Raw genomic sequence first — 22,370 nt, forward strand, 5'->3', positions numbered from 1 at the left:
GTCGTACCTTCTCGCAAAGACGAGCGATGATATCAAAAACTTCGAACATTTAAGCCCGTCAGTCCCAGGCAAGTGGGAATCCTAAAGCGATCGCTGATATTTCAAGTAGTCCTGGCGATGTGGTCAGCTAGCACATAAAAAAAGATCGGTAAACCGATCTTAAATTGATATGTTTTTTCTTCCTAGATTTCTTCGTTCCTCGCAATCACGACAAATTGTTAAAACAACAAATGTTTAACTGTAAGTCCATTATTTATGAGTTGCTTTAAAGAATCAATTCCAATTCTTAAATGGGTTTCGACATACTTCTCCGTTACAGCACTATCACTTTCTGCAGTTTTAACACCCTCTGGAATCATTGGCTGGTCTGAAACCAATAACAATGCTCCTGCTGGAATTTTGTTTGCAAAGGCAGTAGTAAATACCGTTGCTGTTTCCATATCAACTGCCATCGCCCTTAAAGTTTTGAGATACTTTTTAAATTCTTTGTCGTGCTCCCAAACCCTTCTGTTTGTAGTGTAACAAGTTCCGGTCCAGTAATCTCTACCATGATCACGGATAGTTGTAGAGATTGCTTTCTGCAATGCGAACGCTGGCAATGCCGGCACTTCTGCAGGAAGGTAATCGTTTGAGGTTCCTTCTCCCCTAATTGCTGCGATTGGCAAAATTAAATCGCCTAATTGGTTCTTCTTCTTTAAGCCACCACACTTACCTAAAAACAAAACTGCTTTTGGCTTTATCGCTGTCAACAAATCCATCATAGTTGCTGCAAGCGGACTACCCATGCCGAAGTTGATAATGGTAATTCCATTTGCAGTAACACTTTGCATAGGCTTATCCAAACCCATAATTGGGGCATTGTCGTTCCACTCCGAAAACATGCTCACATACTTACTAAAGTTAGTTAACAAAATGTAATCACCAAATTGATCCAGCGGTCGGCCGGTGTATCTTGGCAACCAATTTTTAACAATTTCATCTTTCGATTTTAAACCAGATTTAACAGGACTTTCAACCTCTTTAACCTTTTTGGCTTTCTCCACTATGGCTTCGTCTTTTTTTACGTCTTTTTCTTCATTCATATTTTAAGGCTTTGAGCAAAGCGCTTGGCGCTTAGCGTTAATAAATATTATATTAAAAAAAATCCCTCCCGATGCTCGGGAAGGATTTGAATTTTTATGCGGCTTGTAACTTCTTAAAGTCGGCCTTTTCAAATTTTTCTATCGCATAATCGAGCGTGATGTGCAACTCCTTGACATCCGTTTGCGTCGGCGTGTCGAACATGGCATCCAACATAATCGCTTCACAAATCGATCTCAAACCACGAGCGCCCAGTTTGTACTCCATTGCCTTGTCGACAACAAAATCCAAAACATCATCTTCAAAAACTAAGTTAACATCTTCATAAGCAAAAAGCTTAACATATTGCTTAATTAATGAGTTTTTAGGTGCTGTTAAAATATTGCGCAGCGATTCTTTATCCAACGGATTCAAATGCGAAAGAACTGGAATACGACCAATTAACTCTGGAATTAATCCAAAAGATTTTAAATCCTGAGGTGTGATATACTTGTAAAGGTTTTTAAGATCTAAAACGGTCTCATCTTTCTTCACTTTATAACCAACAGCCTGCGTACGCAAACGATTTGCAATTTTACGTTCAATACCATCAAAAGCACCTCCGCAGATAAACAGAATGTTATTAGTATTTACAGGAATCATTTTCTGATCGGGGTGTTTTCGTCCGCCTTGAGGTGGAACATTTACGACCGTACCTTCCAAAATTTTCAGTAATGCCTGCTGAACACCTTCGCCTGATACATCACGAGTGATTGAAGGGTTATCGCTTTTACGGGCAACCTTATCCACTTCATCAATATATACAATGCCACGTTCTGCGGCAGCAACATCGTAATCAGCAGCTTGAAGTAAACGTGTCAAAATACTTTCAACATCCTCTCCTACATAACCTGCTTCCGTTAAAACCGTTGCATCGCAAATACAAAATGGTACGTGCAGAATTTTCGCAATGGTTTTAGCCAAAAGGGTTTTACCAGTACCTGTTTCACCTACCAGCATGATATTCGATTTCTCAATCTCAATCTCGTCTTTATCAACTTTTTGATTTAAACGCTTGTAATGGTTGTAAACTGCAACTGAAAGCACTTTCTTAGCATCATCCTGACCAATTACATATTGATCCAGATGCTGCTTTATTTCTAACGGTTTAAGTAAAGAAATGGCAGCCTGGATATTTTTAGTGTTTTTGGTTCCTAATTCCTGTGCAAGCAGTTGATTGGCCTGAGTAACGCACTTATCGCAGATAAATGCATCCATGCCTTCAATTAACATCAAAGTTTCATGCTTGCCAGAATGGCAGAATGAGCAACGGGATTCTTTATTTTGTTTCGCCATCTTTTTTTGAGTTTCTCGATAAAACTTCATCAACCATACCAAATCCTTTTGCCTCATCGGCAGTCATCCAGTAATCGCGATCTGAAGCTTTCTCTACCCAATCATAACTTTGGCCAGAGTGCTGTGAAATAATATCGTATAATTCTTTTTTCAATTTTAACATTTCTCTCAAGTTGATCTCCATATCAGATGCAACACCTTGTGCACCACCTGATGGCTGGTGAATCATTACTCTTGAGTGAGGTAACGCAGCACGTTTACCTTTAGCTCCTGCAACCAATAATACAGCGCCCATTGATGCCGCCATACCTGTACAAATTGTAGCCACATCTGGCTGAATGTATTGCATGGTATCATAAATACCTAAACCTGCATATACCGAACCACCTGGTGAATTGATGTAAATCTGAATGTCTCTATCAGCATCTGTTGATTGCAAAAACAATAACTGAGCTTGAATAATATTAGCATTCTGATCGTAGATTGCATCACCTAAAAAGATAATACGATCCATCATCAACCTTGAAAAAACGTCCATTTGAGCTACGTTCAACTGACGTTCTTCAATAATGTAAGGCGTCATGTTCTGTGGATTCATGTTCGCCTGTGCAATAAATTTATCTACGTGTAAACCGCCAATCCCCTGATGTTTAACGGCAAATTTTCTGAATTCTTGTGAATCTATGTTCATAATATTGTATTGCGTTTAGAGTTTGGCGTTGAGCGTTGATTAACGAAAGCCAAACCGGATTATAATTTTAACAAATATTTTCTGAAGTTGGTTAATTTCCGTGCCAATTTATCTAATTCTTCGAGATAATAAAGCAGTTCAATGTCAGAAATATATTTTCTCCTTTCCAATACCACCAAAATATTAGCATTTTCAAACGCAGATCTATGCGCAATATTCAGATAATGAGCAAATTCCTTGTTTGAAATGGAACCAGAACCTTCGGCAATATTATTGGATATGCTAAGAGCAGCCCCATTGAGCTGCTCTGCAAATCTATATTTTTTATCGACTGACAATCGGTCAGCTATATCAAGTAATTTATCAGTTAGTTCGATAGATAACTGCCAAACTTCGAGCGATTGAAATTTAAGTTGAGCCATCGCTAAATATAAGCAATCGATCAATCATTTTGAACGCCTATCGCTAATCGCCTAACGCTAGTCCTTCTTATCCAACTCTACAAACTTATCGTAATCAATTTCTTTTTGATCCAAGGTTACGATAGTTTTAATTTGTTCGAAAGTTTTAGCTGCTTTAACTTCTTCGAAAGTGCGGTTCGCATTTTCTTTATCTTGTAAAAATTGAACAGCGTATTGCGCCAATTGATCTTCTGGAAGTGGGCTTGGGCTATACATTCTAAATTGAGCATCTAACTTCGCTTTAGCCGCTGCAACAACATCTTCATATTTAATTTCGATACTGTTATCTTTGATGATTTTGTTTTCGATTAATGTCCATTTAAGGTTTTTAGCGAAATCATCATAACCTTCTGCTAATTCTTCGTCGGTTAATTTTTCGTTTGTTGCTTTTAACCAACGACGTAAGAAATCATCCGGTAAATCGAAAGCATGTTTTTGTAAAAGTGCTTCGTAAATATCGTTTGATAATTTACGTTCGGCATCTTGTGTAAACATACTTTCTACTTCTTCCTGAATTTTTGCTCTGAAGCCAGCTTCATCTGTTACTGTGCCTTCGCCAAATACTTTATCGAAAAATTCCTGATTTAAATCTGATTCTTCTAAACGGTTAACATTTTTTACTGTCAACTGGAAGTTCGATTTTAAATCTGCTGCATCCTCTTCAGAAATATTTAGTGCTTTAGCAATCGCCGCTTTATCTTCAAATGTTTTTTGAACATCGATTGTTACTACATCATCCTTTTTTAAACCCACTAACGATTTAAGAACTTTTTTATCCGAGATTAAATCTAAACGGATAGTTGCAGTATTTGTGATGCCACCTTCGAAAATAGAACCATCTGCACCTAACTGAACTAATTCAGCATATAAAACATCACCTTCTTCAGCAACTTCCGGGTTTGTCATTTTACCATAGCTGCGACGGATGTTTTTGATACGGCTCTCTAAAGTCTCCTGATCAGCTTTAACTACATACTGTGTAAATTTATCTTTAGAAGAAACATTAACATCAAACGCTGGCGCTAAACCCAATTCGTAATCGAACTCGAATTCATCGGTATTATCCCATTTAAAATCGCGTTCGTTATCCATTTGAGGCAATGGCTGACCTAAAATTTCTAATTTTTGCTCAGCAATGTAGTTTGATAACGTATCATTTAATAAGTTATTGATCTCTTCCACTAAAATGCTTTTGCCATACATTTTCTTAATATGAGCAGCAGGAACCATTCCCTTACGGAAACCAGGTAGTTGTGCTTTTTTAGCCTGATCTTTAATAGCTTTTTCTACTTTCGGACTATAATCAGCAGGTGCGATTTTGATTTTTACAACAGCATTTAAGTTGCCGGTTTTTTCCTGTGTAATATTCATTTTTAGAGATATGAGTATTTAGAAGTGAGATGTGAGACAAGCTTAGTGTTCGCAAATCACCCCCGTTGTTATTAATCAATGTTTTTAAAAACAAAACCGTTCCGATGTTTAAATCGAAACGGCCTTTATCTTGTTGTGCGGAAGAAGGGACTCGAACCCCCACGCCGTGAAGCGCCAGATCCTAAGTCTGGTGCGGCTACCAATTACGCCACTTCCGCAGTTAGGATGTATTAAGGACTGCAAAGATAGAAACTAGATTGAATAATCAAAAGGTATGCACCAGTTTTTATCTATTATTTTTTATTAAAAAAGCTAAGTCGCTAATTCTGAACGACAAAAATTTCAAAATAATATTAATTATTATCTTCAGCTTTGCTACTTCATCACCACTTCAGAAACTTCTATCAAATCTGGCCCACCCTCTATTGGGTAACCCGCGACTTTGGTACCTCTTAAAACTACTTGTTTATCGGCATAGGTATCGAGATTTAAACTACTGCTTCTAAGCGCATAAGCTTTGCCGCCATAACTAATGGTATGGGTTCCGTACTGATAAGTCGTCATTCCTAATTTGGTTAGCCTGCCTTCTATTGAAATCGATTCCCCGGAAGACGCAGTTCGCATGATCCCACATCCAGAAACCGCAGCAACAAATAATGTGAGGTAAATAAATTTTTTCATAGGTGAAGATATTAAGTTTTATAAACAAAGGAACAGTGAAAGACTAATAAAGTTCTTTTTGAAACTCGAAAAAATATTGAACTGCCTTAACTAAACGGCTTCCATACCAACTGAACATTTCTCCATCAACCAACATAACCTTCGCATTTGGAATGGCATTCTGTATTTCTTCAATATGTTTTTCTTTAAAAGGATAGGGTTCTGATGAAAGTAGAATTAGTTCACAATTAAGAGTTTTCAGTTTCTCCAATGTAATTTGTGGGTATCGATCTTGTTGAACAACATTAGTCAGTCCGTTGGTGAGCAGCACATCATCAATAAAAGTGTTTTTGCCTGCAGCCATAAAAGGTTTTCGCCAAATGAGATAGGCAACTTTTTTATCAATTTGGTGTTGAACTGCTAACGTTTTCAAATCGTTAAAACCAGCTGAAATAAGGTGGTTAAGGTATGCAGCTTCAGGGTCACGATCTACCAGTGCACCAATCTGCGAGATGGTTTTCATGGCATCATCTAAGGTAAAAATGTCGCTCATCCAAACTGGAAAATGCTCCGCCAACTCTTCAATATCGCTTTGTGTGTTTTCTTCCTTATTCCCAATGATGAGATCGGGGTTCAAATCTTTAATCAGGTCGATATTAAGTTTCTTCGTACCGCCAACCTTCGTACGTCCGGCAAACTTTTCTATCGGATGGATGCAAAACTTGGTTAAGCCGATAATTTCCTGATCTAAACCCAAATCAAAAAGCAATTCTGTTTGTGAGGGAACAATAGAAACAATGCGTTTGGGCGGAAAATTGAAGGTAACCTTCCGCCCCATCTGATCGGTGAACGTTTTTTGCATCAAGCAAAGTTATAGTTTTAGGTTATAAGTTCTAAGTCGGGCGTAAAACTTAAAGCGTATAACCTAAAACTTAACACGTAGCACTTACCACTAAACTTGTACATCACCCTTAACAACGCCGTCGGCAATGTGCAAGATCCTATTCCCATATTCAGCATTTTTTTCAGAATGCGTTACCTGGATAATGGTGATCCCATCTTCTTTATTTAACTTTTGAAAAAGCTGCATAATTTCTTCTGCCTGTGCCGATTGCAAATTTCCGGTAGGTTCATCAGCCAAAATGATGCTCGGTTGAGCGGCTAAAGCCCTTGCAATACCAACCAGTTGTTGCTGGCCACCCGAAAGTTGGTTAGGAAATAAATCTTTTTTAGCTACGATATTAAACCTATCCAGCAAGTTAGCAATCCTGCTGGCACGTTCAGCGCTTCCCACTTTTTTATAAAGCAGTGGCGCCTCAATGTTTTCGTAAACCGTCATCTCATCAATTAAATGATAAGCCTGAAACACAAAACCAATGTGATTGCGGTAAAGTTCAATCCGTTTACGTTCATTTAAACTGGTTACATTTTCGCCCATAAACTCGTAGGTGCCGTAAGTCGGCTCCTCCAGCATACCTAAAATGTTAAGCAGAGTTGATTTACCGGCACCGGATGGTCCCATTATAGACACAAATTCGCCTTGTTTAATTGTAGTGGTTACATGGCGAAGAATGTAACTTTTAACCCCTTTATTGGCGTAATATTTTTCTATATTTTTAAGTTCTATCATTTTTTTAGTATCGAGTATTTAGTGTCAAGTATCAAGATATTGGCTTCACTTTAGTCTTTCCGTTTTATTCTTTCCGCTTTTTGCTTTATTCATATTTAAGCGCAGTTACAGGATCCATAGTCGCTGCTTTCCTTGCCTGAATGCTTACCGTTAATATCGCTATGGTGATGGAAACCACTGTTGCTACTATGAAAGGCAAAACAGGCATATCAATTCGATAGGCAAATGCATCCAACCATTTTTTAATGAGAATATAAGCGATTGGCCAGCTGATGACATTAGCGATGATCACCAATATCAAAAACGACCTATTTAACAGGTTGATAATTTCGTAGTTAGCAGCGCCTAAAACTTTCCTAACGGCAACTTCTTTTGTTCTTCTTTTGGCAACAAAGGTTGATAACGCAAACAAGCCTAACAAAGACAATGAAACCGAAATCGTGCTAAATAGCACAATCATGTTCATAAACCTGTTGTTCTCCTCCAACACCTTATTCAACGAATCTTTCATGGTAACATACGACATTGGATAATTAGGGTACGCAACTTTCCATTCGGCCTCGATTTTACGGATAATCTGGGCGCTATTTTCACTATCGAACCGAACTAACACATTATTCGTCATGGACGTGCCACCCAGGTGGGTTACCTTATAAATAGTTGGCAGAACAGCCTTATCAAAGCCTTCGTTATGATAATCTTTTATGACGCCAACAATCTGGAAAGTGTACTTTTCCTTATCACTTTTCACATCATACAGCTTACCCACAGGGTTTTTATCAATTAGTTTAGCAGCGCTTTCATTGATCACCACAGCGTTTACGGTATCTTGTTTGTATTCTTTTGCAAAAATCCGCCCCTGCATTATTTTAACTCCTAGTGCCTGCAAGGCATCCATGCTTACCGTAACTGTATTTAAGGCAATGTTATTATCCTTATAAGTGATTTCTTCGGGAATGTTGAAAGCATTACCCATTACCTGCGTGGTGGTAGCGATGTATTTTACACCTGGAATTTTTCGTAAGCGTTCGGCAAATTTTTCTTCATAATTGGTTCTGATATTAATTAAGTTTCCCTTATCGAAACCTAAATCTTTATTGCTTACATATTTTGTTTGCTGATACATTACACCAATGGCAATGATAAAAGTGACCGAGATTACGAATTGAAAAACGACCAAAACGTTCCGGATTGCTGTTCCTTTTAAACCGTTGGCATAGTTGCCTTTTAAAACCGAAACCGGATTGTAGTTTGATAAAACCCAAGATGGATAGAAACCAGCAAGCAGCGTTACGATGACAAACAGCATAACGAGTTGGAAAATCATCAACAATAATCTTGGATTATGCCAAAAACTTAAGGTTACATTGAAGTGTTGATTAAAGGCAGGCAGCACCACCTCAACCAGAACGACGCAGAGAAACAACGCTACTACACTTTGCAAGGCAGACTCTAAAAGAAATTGTGTAAGTAGCTGATGTTTATTAGAACCTAAAACTTTTTTAACGCCAACCTCTTTAGCCCGGTTAACAGATTGAGCTGTTGCTAAATTTACAAAATTGATTACCGAGACTAAAAGCAAGAAAATAGAGATGCCAACTACAGGTTTTAATTTATCTTTCCAGCTGATTTGTATGGCGGGATTTGCGTGTACCTCCGCCAGCTGCAACGCTCTTAATCCAGGCTTTTTACCATCCTTGTAATAGTCGTTGTAATTTATTTTTTGCTTAGCAAACGATGCTTTTTTAGCTTTTACATAAACTTGTTGTAGCGTCTTGTTTAAACTTACGCTATCTAAATTACCATACAATTTAGCGTAAACCTGACAATAGTGCTTGGCAGTAATGTTATCTGGGTCCTTATCTTTTTCACCAGTCCTCATGATGGCATTGAAGCCAACAGTTTGCGGTGTTTGTGGCTCTTTTACCACTCCTGTAACTGTTAATTGCTGACCAGGATCATTTCTCCAGATCACTAGCTTTACGGTTTTCCCCAAAACTTTAGTGGTACCGAACAACTTTAGTGCAATAGCTTCTTTTAAAACAATTGATTTTGGCGATTTGAGCGCTGTTTCAGGGTCGCCCTGTGTAAACTGATGGTCGAACACGCTGAAAAAGCTGCTGTCAGCATCCTTAACTTTCTGTATCATTACCGGGTCTGCATGCTCAACTTTAACAGAATAACCGGCGTTCCAATCCCACTCCTGATCTACTCTTGTAACGGCTATCGCCTGAGGGATATTTTCTTTAACCAAAGCTGCCATCCGACTATCTACAGCATCTTGCCAATGCTCCTTATTATCAGGCGTAAAGAAATCATGTTTCTCACGGATTTGATAAACATTTTTTAAATCCGGCGACCAGGAATCGAAACTTTCTTCATGATTGATGTACAGCAACATCAACACAAAAGCCGTTAATCCAAGTGCCAATCCGCCTATATTTATGGCTGCATAAACCTTGTTTTTCCAAAGGTTCCGCCACGCGATTTTTAAGTTAAGTTTGAACATATTTCTAGTTTCAAGTAGTAATTAACCTCACCCCCCGCCCTCTCCTTGAAGAGAGGGAGCCGGAAGTGCTATTTTTTTATGCTGTGGCAAAGATTTAAGGCTTGGGGATTCGCTTTAGTCTTTAGTCTTTCAGCTTTATTCATATTTAAGTGCATCAATGGTGTTGGCTACCGCGGCTTTATAAGAGCGGATGGAAACTGTTATTAAAGTTATAGCCATTGAAATAATCATGGCAATTACAAACGGCCAGATACTCAAATCTATCCGGTAGGTAAAACCAGAAAGCCATTTTGAAACTAGTAAATAAGCCAATGGCCAGGCCACCAGGTTTGCGATAAAAACCATCAATAAAAATGATCCATTTAACATTCTTACTAATTCAACCGTCGAGGCTCCAAGTACCTTTCTAATGGCTACCTCTTTGGTTCGCTGAGTGGCTACGAAAGAAATTAGGCCGAATAATCCAATGAAGGAAATGAAGATAATAATGCATGCAAAAACCTTAAATAAGACCCCCATCACTCTTTCCGTTTCATAATACTGACTAATATCATCATCTACAAAAGAGGCTCTGTAAAAATTTTCTGGGAAGGTATTATTCCATATTTTTTCTATCTGAGGCATAATGGATAGTATATGTTTGCTATCCATTTTTACGGCTATATTTTGGTAGTTATCTTTAACTGTAGTAATGATAATTGGCGATATTGGGTCGTGCAGGCTCAAATTATTAAAATCTTTAACCACACCCACTAAGGTTGCTTCTTTACCAAAAATTTTAATTTTTTTACCTAATGCATCATTAAAATTAACCACATTTAATTTTCTCAAAGTTGTTTCATTAACCACAACTTCTTTTATGGTATCGCTTTTAGAAAATGCTTTACCTGCAACAAATGTTAATCCGAAAGTTTTAAAGTAATTTTCATCAGCAATTTTTGCATTAGCCTGAAAATTGGCTTTTTCTGTACTATTATAGTTAAAATTAGTTTCGTTATTATTGCTGGATGACGGTGGATTTCTACAAAAACTCGTCATTAATACACCGGGTATTTTGGAAATCCTTTCTTGTAAAATTTGATATTTCATCAAGCTTAAACTATCATTTCGAACATTTACGAGAGCAATTGCCGAAGGGTTAAAACCCAATGGCTTCTCTCTCATATAATTCATTTGTTTTAAAACTACGAGTGTACCAATAATTAATATTACAGTAATAGAAAACTGAACCACAACTAAAACCTTACGTAAGCTTAAGCCTCCGGCATTTGCAGTAATCTTATTTTTAATTGCCAAAGCTGGACTAAAACCAGACATCACCATTGCTGGATAAAATCCTGCAAGAAAACTTACGATAATGACTAACCCAATCATAAACAAGAAAATGATGGGATGCTGAATCACACTGAAAGAAATATTTTCGTGAAATAAATTTCTCATTCCTGGCATAGAAACTTCTGCTAAGACACATGCCACGACCAAAGCGAATATGCTAATGGTTAATGTTTCGGTAAGAAATTGAAATACCAATTGCTTTCTTAAGCTTCCCATTACTTTACGAACGCCTACTTCTTTGCTTCTGCTTACCGCTTGTGCAGTAGCAAGATTAATAAAGTTTATACAAGCCGTAAGCATCAAAAATGCGCCAATGATTCCTAAACCATAAAGCTCTTTTGTTGACATTGTTTTGCTTGAAAAATTCCCTAAGTTTTCATTGTAATGTATATCGCCCAAGGATTGTGCACCAATTTCTTGTTTAGATATGTTATCTCTTTGAAAATATTTGTCAGAAAACTTTGATAAAGCACCTCGAACTTCATCAATTGATACACCATCCTTTAAAAGAAAATAACATTCATCATTGGAAGAAACATTGCCCCAGTTATCGAATCTCTCATTATTATGATTTCTAAAGGTTTGGTAAGAAACAACAATATTTAGCGGAAAAGAACTGTTTTGGGGCATCTCCTGTAAAATGCCCGTAACCGTAAAATCATCGCGATTTTGGTAATTAATGGTTTTACCTACGGCCTTATTCCAGTCGCCAAAAAGTTTGGTAGCCATGTCTTTCGATAAAACCACGGTATTAGGCTGACTTAATGATTCTACCGGATTTCCTTGTAACCATTCAAAACTCATGATTTGAAAAAATTGAGGCTCTGCATAAAAAACGTCTTCCAAAGTTTTAATTTTCTCCTTACCGGCATCATCTTTTACTTTGATAATTCCACCATCCTGACAAATGGCTCCAACTTTTTCAATTTGATTTTTGAAATCATTACGAAATGCAGCCGGCGCTGGTTTAGGTACGCCTTGTGATTCTTCAAATCCATCGGCGGAAGTCCAATTAGTAGTTAAACGGTAAATTCGATCCTCGTTTTTAAAGCCTTCATCAAAACTCATTTGATAACGGATGAAAATAAAAATGAGGATACAACTGGCCATTCCAATGGATAAACCAAGAACATTGATAAAAGTATAACCTTTGTTTTTCCAAAGGTTTCGCCAGGCGATTTTTAAGTTGAGTTTGAACATGTTTTTAATTTGCTGGAGAATTTCAGTTTCGAAATAAAGCTTTCTAACCTGATGCTGCTTGTGCCAATTTTATACCACTATAAATAACTGGCTTCAATATTTTGATTATCAACAATTTACAATAAAGCAGCAATATAAACTGTTCGATTCCGAACAAATGTTTGTTCAAAATCGAACGGACAGGCTATTCATATTTAAGTGCATCGACAGCATTTGCTTTTGCAACCTTTATCGATTGAATACTGACCGTCAAAACGGCAATCAGGAAAGAAACCGCAAAGGCCATTACAAAAGGCAATACCGATATATTGATCCGATACTCGAATGCCGACAACCATTTGTTTATGATGACATACGCTAACGGGAATGCGATCAGATTGGCAATTGCCACTAACTTGACAAAATCTTTATTGAGTAAGGTAAGTATATGGCTTGTGCTAGCGCCCAATACCTTCCTGATGCTAATTTCCTTTTTGCGCTGTTCTGCCATAAACAATGCTAATCCAAGTAAGCCTAAGCAAGAAATAAAAATTGCAAAACCTCCAAACCAATTAGAGAGCGTTCCTAAAAGCTTTTCAGAATTATATTTCTCTTCAAATGAATCACTTACAAATACCCGATCTACCGGATAATCGGGATTTATTGCTTTTACCATTGCATCGATTTTTGATAAAGAGGCACTTATATTTTCAGCTTCATTTAAGCGAATGAGAATTACACCTCCATCATTATGATAGGCTCTATTGAAAATCATTGGCGCAACTTTTTGATAGGGTGATTCTGCGACAAAATCCTTCATCACACCAATAATGGTACATTTATATTCTCCATAATCAATCGCAGTTCCTACCGGGTTTTTAAGCGACATGATTTTGGCTGCAGCTTCATTGATTAAAACTTTATTCGAATCGCCGGGAAATTCGATTTTAAACTCTCTTCCTGCAACCAGCTCGGTACCGGTAGTTGCAATAAAATCGTAACCAATTCCACGTTGATTAAATAAAACTTTGTCGTTAGGATTTTTTCCAGGCCAATTGATATCTGAGGTGTTATTGCCCCCTTCATCAATATTCATACTCAACAAAGACACGTTGGTCGCAGCGCCAGATTTCAAAATCTGGGTTTTTAAAAGTTCAAGTTTACTCGTTTCCCTTAAGTTACCTAAAGCAGCCATTTGAACTAAATTCCCCTGACTATAACCTAATGGTTTATTTTTAATATAAGTTAACTGCTGATAAATGACCACTGTGCAAATAATTAAACATGCTGCAAATACGAATTGAGAAACGACAAGCACTTTTCTAACAGAAATGGCTGAACCCGTTTTTACGCCGGAACCTTTCAGCACCTTAACCGGATCGAAAGATGAAAGATAAAATGCTGGATAACTGCCTGCTAGCAACCCTGTAAATACCACCAAACCTAACAAGGTAAGCCAGTATCGCCAATCGTTGTATTGAATTATTAAGTTGATATTTAGGATGGAATTAAAATATGGAAGACTAATTTCTACTAAAATAAATGCGATTATTGTTCCGATGAGGGCCAGTAAGGTGCTTTCTAAAATAAACTGTGCAACAAGTGCTTTCCTGCTAGACCCAATTGCTTTACGAACACCAACTTCTTTTGCTCTTTTCTCTGACCGGGCTGTAGATAAATTCATAAAATTTACACAAGCTATCAGCAGGATACAGATGGCAAGCATGAAAAAAATTCGTAACTGGTCTATTTTTCCTCCGGCAGATTTACCGTTTTCAAATTCGTTATAAAGATGTAATTTGGAAAGTGGATGCAAAAAAAGTTCATTTAATAAGCCTTTTTGATTTCTTTGATAGATTCCTTTTACAGAAGCGTTTACCTGATCCAATAAGCTACTATTTTGAAGTTGCACAATGGTTAAACAGAAGTTACTTCCCCAGCCTTGCTCTTTAATCCATTTTTGTCTCTGTTCGTTCAATTTCCAGGGCATCAGGTAATCGAATTTAATGCTGGTATTTTCTGGTAAGTCAGCAATAACAGCTTCAACTTTTAGTCCACCCTCATTATCAAGTTTTACAATTTTACCTAGTGGATTTTGGTTTCCAAATAATTTATGCGCTAGTGATTGAGTAAGAATAACGCTATTTATATTATCCAGTGGAGAAACAGCATTCCCACTTAAAAATTTGTAATCCAGTATTTTGATAAACTCTGGATCGGCAAATAAACCTTTATTCTTTATTTTTTTATCATCGTAGCTGATTAGTTGCTCAAATGGGTAGGAAGATCTTGCTGCATTTACAACTGCAGGATATTTGGCTTTTAATTCTGGCGCTAACAATCCAGGCGTCCAGGCCCAGGTGTGCACTTTTCCATTGGCCGTCATATTGGTATGCGCAACGTAAGTCGTTTTGTAGTTTTCATACTGTTTATCGAAACTAAACTCGTAAGAAACGTACAGCAATAACAGCATACAGCTCGCCAATCCGATAGCTAATCCGCCGATATTAATCAAGCTGAACCCCTTGTTTTTCCAAAGGTTTCGCAACGCGATTTTTAAGTTAAGTTTGAACATAATTGGTTATGGGTTATGTGTTACCTGTTGCGAGCCCAGACTTATAACTGGTAACCCGCAACTGTTAACTCGATTCTATTCGTATTTCAAAGCATCAACCGGATTGGCTTTTGCTGTTTTATAAGCTTGAAAGCTCACCGTAATTAAAGCCATTAATAGCGTTCCTATTGCTGCAACGGGGATAATCCACCAGGAAATATCGGTATGGAATTCGAAATTCTTGAGCCATTTATTCATCGCCAGGTAACTTATTGGAACCGCAACAATAATGGCGACCACAATCATTTTAATGAATGAAAGAGAAAGCAATTGCATCAAATTAGCAACCGATGCGCCAAGTACTTTGCGTACGCCAAATTCTTTAGTACGCTGCTCGGCACTGTAGGCAACCAAACCGAATAAACCCAGGCAGGATACGAAAATCGCTAGTCCGCCGAACAGGTTGGAAAGAATACCCAAGGTTTTTTCTGACTTATATTTCTCCTGGTATAATGAATTTATAAAAGTAATTTCTGTTGGATAAGCAGGATTGAAAGCCTTCGTAATTCTACTGATGGTTTCAATGTTACTTTGCAAATTATTGGCGCTATTTAAGCGCATCGTGATGGTGCCTGTTTGTGCAGGGTTTAAAAAAACCACCTGTGGATTGTTGGATTTGTATGGTGAATCCCAAACGTAATCTTCAAATACTCCGATGATATAAGCATTAGTGCCATAAAGATTTACCCTTTTGCCAATAGGATTTTTATAGCCAAACACTTTTACCGCCGAGGCACTTACCAGTAACGCACTGGTATCTGAGGCGAACTTTTTAGAAAAATCTCTTCCTTCCAGCAATTTAATTCCGTTGGTTTTGGTAAAATCGTAAGAGGTGGCTACCTGGTTAAACATCACCGTATTTTCGGGCTTTGTCATCCCATCCCATTTAATATCCATAAAATTCCGACCACGGTGAGAAAGGCTAACGGATGATTGATACATCGATATTACTGCACCAGACTTCAGCATTTCAGTTTTGAACAGTTCAAATTTACCTTTCAACTCACCATCTTGAGGAATTTCTACCAAGGCATTTACATCAAAGCCAACCGGCTTATTTTTGATGAATTGGATTTGACGATAAATAACCAAAGTGGCAATAATCAATATAATGGCAAAACAGAACTGACCTACCACAAACACTTGCCTTAAACTTATCGTTAGAAATCCTCTGGCTTTGATTTTCCTTTTTAGCGTTTGGATTGGATTAAAAGAAGATAGGTAGAACGCAGGATAGCTACCGGCAATTAAACCAGTTGAAATTACAATCGCCATTATACCTACCCAACTTGCGGTATTGAAATACGAAATTCCAAGATTTATATTGAGTAAATGATTAAATGCAGGCAGACAAAGTTCTATCAAAGCAATTGCAACAACTACAGCAACCAATGTAAGCACCATTGATTCGGTTAAAAACTGGAGAATTAACGAGGTCCGATTTGCCCCGATGGTTTTCTTAATTCCAACTTCTTTAGCTCTTTTCTCTGATTTGGCAGTTGCCATGTTCATAAAATTGATGCAGGCAATAAGCAATATCCCAAATGCCAACCCCATGAAAAGCCAGATTTGCTCAATATCTCCTCCAACTGGTTTTCCGTTTTCAAATTTACCAAACAAGTGAAGTTTACTGGCCTGGTATAAAAAGTTTGGTTGCGATTGCTCGGTTTGTTCGGCACTCTTTTTCACCAATTCGTCTACTTTGCGGTTTACCAAATCAATATTGGCATCAGCGTTTAGGCTAACCATCGTTACGAAACTGTAATTTGTCCAGTTTAAATCTTTGGCGCTCTCATCAACGATTTCGTAAAACGACCAAGGCATTAAAAAATCGAACCTGTTTGAACTATTTTCTGGCAAATCTTTAATTACTCCGGTAATTGTTAAGTTTTCCTTGTCTTGAAAACGAACAGATTTATTCAGAACATCATTGGTTCCGAAGAGCGTTTTCGCCGTACTTTCTGTTAAAATTACTGAAAGTGGATTGTTTAGCGCCGTTTTAGCATCCCCGTAAATAAACTCATAATCGTACATTTTGAGAATATCGGGCTCGGCAAATTTCGAATCTTTTTTATAGCTATTTTGTCCATTTGCTATGAGGCTTTTTCTGCCGTAATCCATCCGTGCTACATATTTCGCTTCCGGCAATTTATCCTTCAACAGCGGACCTAACGCAGTGGTTGAACCATAAAAAGTACCACCAATTTTTCCACCTTCACCCGGAACGTTGGTCATCGCTATATAAACATTTTGCCAGTTTTTGGCTTGCTTATCAAAGTTCCATTCGTATGATACATAGAGCAGCAACATTAAACAAGCCGCAAGGCCAATAGCCAAACCGATTACATTAATGAAAGATGAAATTTTATTCTTCCAAAGGTTTCGCAAAGCGATTTTTAAGTTTAATCTGAACATAATTGGGTTATGGGTTATGTGTTACCTGTTGCGAGCCCAGACTTATAACTGGTAACCCGAAACTGTTAACTCGACTCTATTCGTATTTCAAAGCATTAACAGGATTAGCACTCACTGCTTTTTTAGCCTGAATGCTGACGGTAACGACCGTTAATAAAATGGTGATGCCAGCACTTAGCAAAAAAGGCAGAATCGGAAAATCAATTCGGTAGGCAAAGGTTTCCAACCATTTTTTAGTCAGAATATATGCTACCGGCCAGGAAATTACATTGGCTAAGAGCACCATGATAAAAAACGAACTGTTAATCAGTTTAAAGATTTGAACATCGCTTGCCCCTAAAATTTTTCGCACTGCAATTTCTTTGATTCTGCCGTTGGTGATGTATTTTGCAAAGGCAAACAAACCTAAAACGGCAATAAAAATGGTGAGCAAAGCCGCTGCAAAAAACACCGATTGCAGTTGCTCTTGCTTTTTAAATAGTTTGCCATAAAGCTCATCTAAAAACTCGTACCTGAAATCTTCACCATCTAGCGGATTAATCTGCGGCCATTGCGTTTTCAAAGCAGCCAGCGCATCGGTCATTTTATTTTCCTCTATCTTCAGCAGGATTTGTGTTTTGTAACTTCCACAGGGATCCTTAATTGTATATATTGTAGGCTGTACCTTACTTTCGAAACCCTGGGTTTTAAAATCTTTAATTACGCCTACAATTTTATAATCGATATTACAACCTTTGATGATCTGGCCAACAGGGTTTTTTATACCATATTTTGCCACTGCGCTTTCGTTAATGATAGCAGAATTAACAGTATCGGTTACAAAGGTATTTGAGAAAAAGCGGCCTTCTTTTAATTTGATATTTAGCGTTTCAAAGTAGTCAAAATCTACGTTTACGAAATCGATGTTCGCCTTGGTCGCTTTATAAGCATAACTATTTATTCCATTCTGGCCGCCAGGGATGAAACTTGCAACCGTAGCAGATTTTACACCTGGAATCCGCATTAATCTATCTCTTACGGGATTAAAACTGACAGAACCAAACTTGACTGGATTGTTAAAGAGCGTTAAGTTTTTGATATAAACAACCTGATTGGCATTAAATCCAACATCCTGCGTTCGCATGTATTTCAATTGTGAATTGATAATTAGCAAGCCGATAATAAAAATTACAGCAATACTAAATTGGAAAATCAGCAATCCGTTCCGCAGCCAAGAGCTTTGTTTGCTGGCAGCAAAATTTCCCTTTAACACTAAAGCCGGCTTAAAGCCAGATAAAACCATAGAAGGATACGTGCCTGCGATTAGTGTGATGATGACTAAAATTAGTGGAAGCTCCCAAATCAATCCATTATCGATTTGCCAAACGGAAAGGTTAACCTGAAATAGATTATTAAATTGAGGTAACACTAATTCTGCTAAAATTAAAGCCAGTACGGTAGCAATAAAGCACTGGATAAATATTTCGGTAAGAAATTGTAGGGTAAGCTGAGAACGGTAGGCACCCATTACTTTTTTAACGCCAACTTCTTTAGCTCGTTTACTGGCCTGGGCAATACTCAGGTTGGTGAAATTGATACACGCAATCACTAAAATTAAAAATCCGAGTATGGAAAGCGCCATCAAGGTTTTATAAGGCAGATCGTTTCCTGCTTTAGGGCGCAGGTGTAAATTTGCCAGTGGATCTAAAAATATAGAGATGGTTTTTAATTCAACTAACTCCTTTTTGGCATTAACTTTCAATAATTCGTATCGATATAACTCACTTATTTTTCTTTCGAGTTTTGCAACATCTACATGAGGTTTTAGCTTTAGATAGATTGAATAGTCATTCATATCATAATTATCATGCTCACCCAGTTCGGCGGCTAAAGAAACTCCGTCGAAGTTAAAGTTAGAATGTCTTCTGCCTTCAATAGTGCCCGCTATAGTCCCCGTGATCCCCGAGTTGCTTGCACCATAACCCACCATCTCAGGTTTATTATCTGTTTTATCAGGAAAAAGCGTTTTCATGCTTTCTTTACTCAGATAATTGAGTCTTTCTAAATCTCCTGATGGTTTCGTTAGACCATTTTCTGGAATAATATTTAGCATCTTGGCCGCATTATAGTCTACAGCAAGTATATTTTTGGTGAAAAGTGTGTTCTTTCCATTTTTAATAGTCAGCTCAAAAGAGCCTTCTTTTATTAAACCAACCGATTCTACTTCCGGATAAGTTTGTTTAATGGCTTTTGCAAATGGAGCCGCAATGTAATTGGTTTTAAACTCGGGATACGTTACCCCTACCACATAAATATTCTTATAGTTAGGATTTGATTTGTCGAAACTGGTTTCATAAGTAAAATACATGGCCACCAAAATAAACGCAGCCAAAGCAATAGCTAAACCACCAACATTAATTGCTGTGATGGACTTGTTTCTCCACAGGTTTCGCAATGCGATTTTTAGGTTGAGTTTGAACATATTTCAGTATCAAGTAGTTAGTATTAAGTACCAAGACAGGTTTACGCTTTAACCTTTAAGCTTTAGTCTTTTAGCTTTATTCATATTTAAGTGCATCGACAGGGTTAGCTTTTGCTACTTTTACCGATTGGATGCTTACTGTTAAAATGGCTATCAAAACAGACAATCCAATTGCAATCACAAACGGTATCGCTGAAATTGCAACTCTATATTCAAAAGCAGACAGCCACCTGTTAATAATAATGTAGGCCAAGGGAAAGGCTATTAAGTTCGCTATTGCCACTAGTTTTATAAAATCTTTATTTAAAAGCGTAAGGATATTTGTAGTGCTGGCGCCCAACACTTTACGAATGCTGATTTCCTTTTTGCGTTGCTCGGCCATGAAAAGAGCTAATCCTAATAAGCCTAAGCAAGAAATGAAAATAGCAAAACCTCCGAACCAGTTTGAAAGTGTACCCAGTAATTTTTCATTTTGAAATTTCAGTTCAAAAGATTCATTTACAAACCTTCTTTTTACCGGGTAATCGGGTTCTATCTGTTTAATTAACTTATCTATGGTTGCTAACGAAGAACTAATATTTTGGTTAGGATTTAAACGAGCAAGGATTACCTGAACATCATCCATATAACTTGGATAAAAAATCATGGGTGCAACTTTTTGATAAGCGCTTTCCACCACAAAATCTTTCACCACACCAACATTTGTTTTTTCTACATCCCAAAATCTGATTTTAGCTCCTACAGGATTTTTTAGATTCATCATTTTAACGGCAGCCTCGTTAAGCATGATGTTGTTGCTATCTCTTTTTGATTCTGTTTCTACTGCTCTTCCGGCAACTAATTCCGTGCCTATTGTTGCAATAAAGTCACTTCCAATTCCTCGGTTATTAAACAAGATAGATTCTCCAGCTGTTTTGCCTTGCCAGTGAACATCTGTTGTATTATTACCACTTTCAGTAATGTCTTTACTAAAAAAGGTTACTCCCGTTGCCGCACCAGACTTTAACATTTGGGTTTTAAGCAGCTCCAACTTGCTTCGGTTACCCATTTTACCTTGAACCGCAATTTGGACAAGGTTTGATTTATCGTAACCTATCGGCTTATTTTTAACGTAGCTTAATTGCTGATAGATAACTGAAGTACAAACGATTAAACAAGCAGCAAATACAAATTGAACAACTACTAAAACTTTTCGGATAGAAACAGAGGAATCAGATTTAATTTTTAATCCTTTCAATACTTTTATCGGCTCAAAAGATGATAAATACAAAGCTGGATAACTCCCCGCCATGAATCCCGTAAAAATCATTAAACCAAATAAGGTACCCCAAAAAGTGAAGCTATTGTAATCGATTTCCAGGCTTATATCCAACAAATTATTGAAATATGGCAAACTGACCTCTACTAAAATGAAAGCCAAAACACCTGCTAATACCGTTACAAAGACCGACTCTAGCAAGAATTGACCGATCAAAGATTTTCTCGTAGAACCGATAGCTTTACGAATTCCAACTTCTTTCGCTCTCCGCTCAGAACGGGCGGTGGATAAATTCATGAAGTTTACACAAGCAATTAAAAGAATACAAAAAGCCAACAATAAGAAAATTTTAAGTTGCTCAATCTTGCCTCCAACCGATTTTCCATTTTGAAAATCATCGTACAAATGCCATTTGATTAACGGAAACAAGAGTGCCTCGGCAGTGTTACCCTGCTGATTGCGCTTGTAGATGCCTTTCATATCAGCATTTGCATCAGCCAGAAACTTGTTGTTGTTAAGCTGAACAACGGTCAAACACATGTTGTTTCCCCAGTTAGGTTGACGTGCCCAAGGCTCTCGCTTTACAAAAAGTGCCCAGGGAGCCAAGCATTCATAGGTGATGCTGCTATTTGCAGGTACGTCTTCTATTACAGCTTCAACCTTCAGCACATCCTGATTTTCAAGCTTGACGGTTTTATTAATTGGATCTTCGTTTCCGAAAAGTTTTTTCGCCATAGATTCGGTCAATATGATCGTATTAACATCTTTGAGCGCCCGTTCCGCATTTCCTTTAATAAATTTTAAATCGAAGATTTTTGAAAAATTTGGATCTGCAAAGTTCAGCTTCGCACTGATTCTCTTATCGCCCACTGAAAGTAATTTCGGACTTGGGTAACTGGAATGTGAGGTATATTTCACGCCAGGGATTTTTGCTGCAACCTCATCAGCCATAACATTTGGAGTCCATGCAAAACTAAAAATCTTTCCGTTCGCAGGTGCATTCTGATAAATTACGTAAGTCTTATCTGCATTGGCGTAGTGCTTGTCATAGCTCCATTCATACGCCACATATAAAAGCAAAATCATACAACTGGCTAATCCAATGGCCAATCCACCAACATTTATAATGGTAAATCCTTTATTTTTCCAAAGGTTTCGTAATGCGATTTTTAAGTTTATTTTGAACATCTTTTGAATATCAAGTTGTTAGAAGCAAGTATTTAGTATCAAGTATCAAGACCAGGCAAATCGCTTTGATCTTTATGCTTTAGTCTTTGGTCTTTCAACTTTAGTCTCTTTTAGCGCCTTACCCGAATCTTCCCATCCAGGAAGATTCGGCTGGCCTATCATTAAACTAAAACTATTTTTAAT

At 37.6% G+C, this 22,370-nt stretch carries 14 protein-coding genes and 1 tRNA gene; all 15 read right to left on the minus strand.

The window, feature by feature from the left end; all coding sequences use genetic code 11:
* Nucleotides 1-218: 218 nt before the first annotated feature.
* Complete coding sequence (locus ACZZZK_RS05405) at nt 219-1,082, minus strand: AMP nucleosidase (protein ID WP_265797650.1); 864 nt, start codon at nt 1,080-1,082, stop codon at nt 219-221.
* Nucleotides 1,083-1,176: 94 nt separating this feature from the next.
* Nucleotides 1,177-2,415 (minus strand): ATP-dependent Clp protease ATP-binding subunit ClpX, encoded by a 1,239-nt coding sequence (gene clpX, locus ACZZZK_RS05410; protein ID WP_056849710.1) that lies wholly within the window; start codon nt 2,413-2,415, stop codon nt 1,177-1,179.
* Nucleotides 2,399-3,106 carry an ATP-dependent Clp endopeptidase proteolytic subunit ClpP gene (clpP, locus tag ACZZZK_RS05415; RefSeq protein ID WP_056849709.1) on the minus strand — a complete coding sequence of 236 codons (708 nt, stop codon included), beginning with the start codon at nt 3,104-3,106 and terminating at the stop codon, nt 2,399-2,401. Before clpP ends, clpX begins: the two co-directional genes overlap by 17 nt.
* Before the next feature lie 59 nt (nt 3,107-3,165).
* Nucleotides 3,166-3,528, minus strand: coding sequence for a four helix bundle protein (locus tag ACZZZK_RS05420; RefSeq protein ID WP_463483241.1), 363 nt, complete (start codon nt 3,526-3,528; stop codon nt 3,166-3,168).
* Nucleotides 3,529-3,585: 57 nt separating this feature from the next.
* The gene (tig, locus tag ACZZZK_RS05425) at nt 3,586-4,938 is read right to left on the minus strand and encodes a trigger factor (RefSeq protein WP_463483242.1); all 1,353 of its coding nucleotides are present in this window, start codon (nt 4,936-4,938) and stop codon (nt 3,586-3,588) included.
* 136 nt (nt 4,939-5,074) lie between these two features.
* A tRNA-Leu gene (locus ACZZZK_RS05430) sits at nt 5,075-5,156 on the minus strand.
* A 157-nt stretch (nt 5,157-5,313) separates the two neighbouring features.
* On the minus strand, nt 5,314-5,619 hold the full coding sequence (locus ACZZZK_RS05435) for a lipoprotein (protein ID WP_463483243.1): 306 nt from the start codon (nt 5,617-5,619) through the stop codon (nt 5,314-5,316).
* Between the two features lie 43 nt (nt 5,620-5,662).
* Nucleotides 5,663-6,460 (minus strand): ABC transporter substrate-binding protein, encoded by a 798-nt coding sequence (locus ACZZZK_RS05440; RefSeq protein ID WP_463483244.1) that lies wholly within the window; start codon nt 6,458-6,460, stop codon nt 5,663-5,665.
* A gap of 90 nt (nt 6,461-6,550) precedes the next feature.
* Entirely contained in the window at nt 6,551-7,228 is a 678-nt protein-coding gene (locus tag ACZZZK_RS05445) for an ABC transporter ATP-binding protein (protein ID WP_056849704.1), read from the minus strand.
* Nucleotides 7,229-7,313: 85 nt separating this feature from the next.
* The gene (locus tag ACZZZK_RS05450; RefSeq protein ID WP_463483245.1) at nt 7,314-9,737 is read right to left on the minus strand and encodes an ABC transporter permease; all 2,424 of its coding nucleotides are present in this window, start codon (nt 9,735-9,737) and stop codon (nt 7,314-7,316) included.
* Between the two features lie 135 nt (nt 9,738-9,872).
* Nucleotides 9,873-12,272, minus strand: coding sequence for an ABC transporter permease (locus ACZZZK_RS05455; RefSeq protein ID WP_463483246.1), 2,400 nt, complete (start codon nt 12,270-12,272; stop codon nt 9,873-9,875).
* A gap of 184 nt (nt 12,273-12,456) precedes the next feature.
* Complete coding sequence (locus tag ACZZZK_RS05460) at nt 12,457-14,826, minus strand: ABC transporter permease (RefSeq protein WP_463483247.1); 2,370 nt, start codon at nt 14,824-14,826, stop codon at nt 12,457-12,459.
* Nucleotides 14,827-14,901: 75 nt separating this feature from the next.
* Nucleotides 14,902-17,280 (minus strand): ABC transporter permease, encoded by a 2,379-nt coding sequence (locus ACZZZK_RS05465; RefSeq protein ID WP_463483248.1) that lies wholly within the window; start codon nt 17,278-17,280, stop codon nt 14,902-14,904.
* Nucleotides 17,281-17,356: 76 nt separating this feature from the next.
* Nucleotides 17,357-19,741 carry an ABC transporter permease gene (locus ACZZZK_RS05470; protein ID WP_463483249.1) on the minus strand — a complete coding sequence of 795 codons (2,385 nt, stop codon included), beginning with the start codon at nt 19,739-19,741 and terminating at the stop codon, nt 17,357-17,359.
* Nucleotides 19,742-19,817: 76 nt separating this feature from the next.
* Entirely contained in the window at nt 19,818-22,187 is a 2,370-nt protein-coding gene (locus ACZZZK_RS05475; protein ID WP_463483250.1) for an FtsX-like permease family protein, read from the minus strand.
* Between the last annotated feature and the right edge of the window lie 183 nt (nt 22,188-22,370).

It is taken from the genome of Pedobacter sp. AC163 (assembly GCF_979258665.1).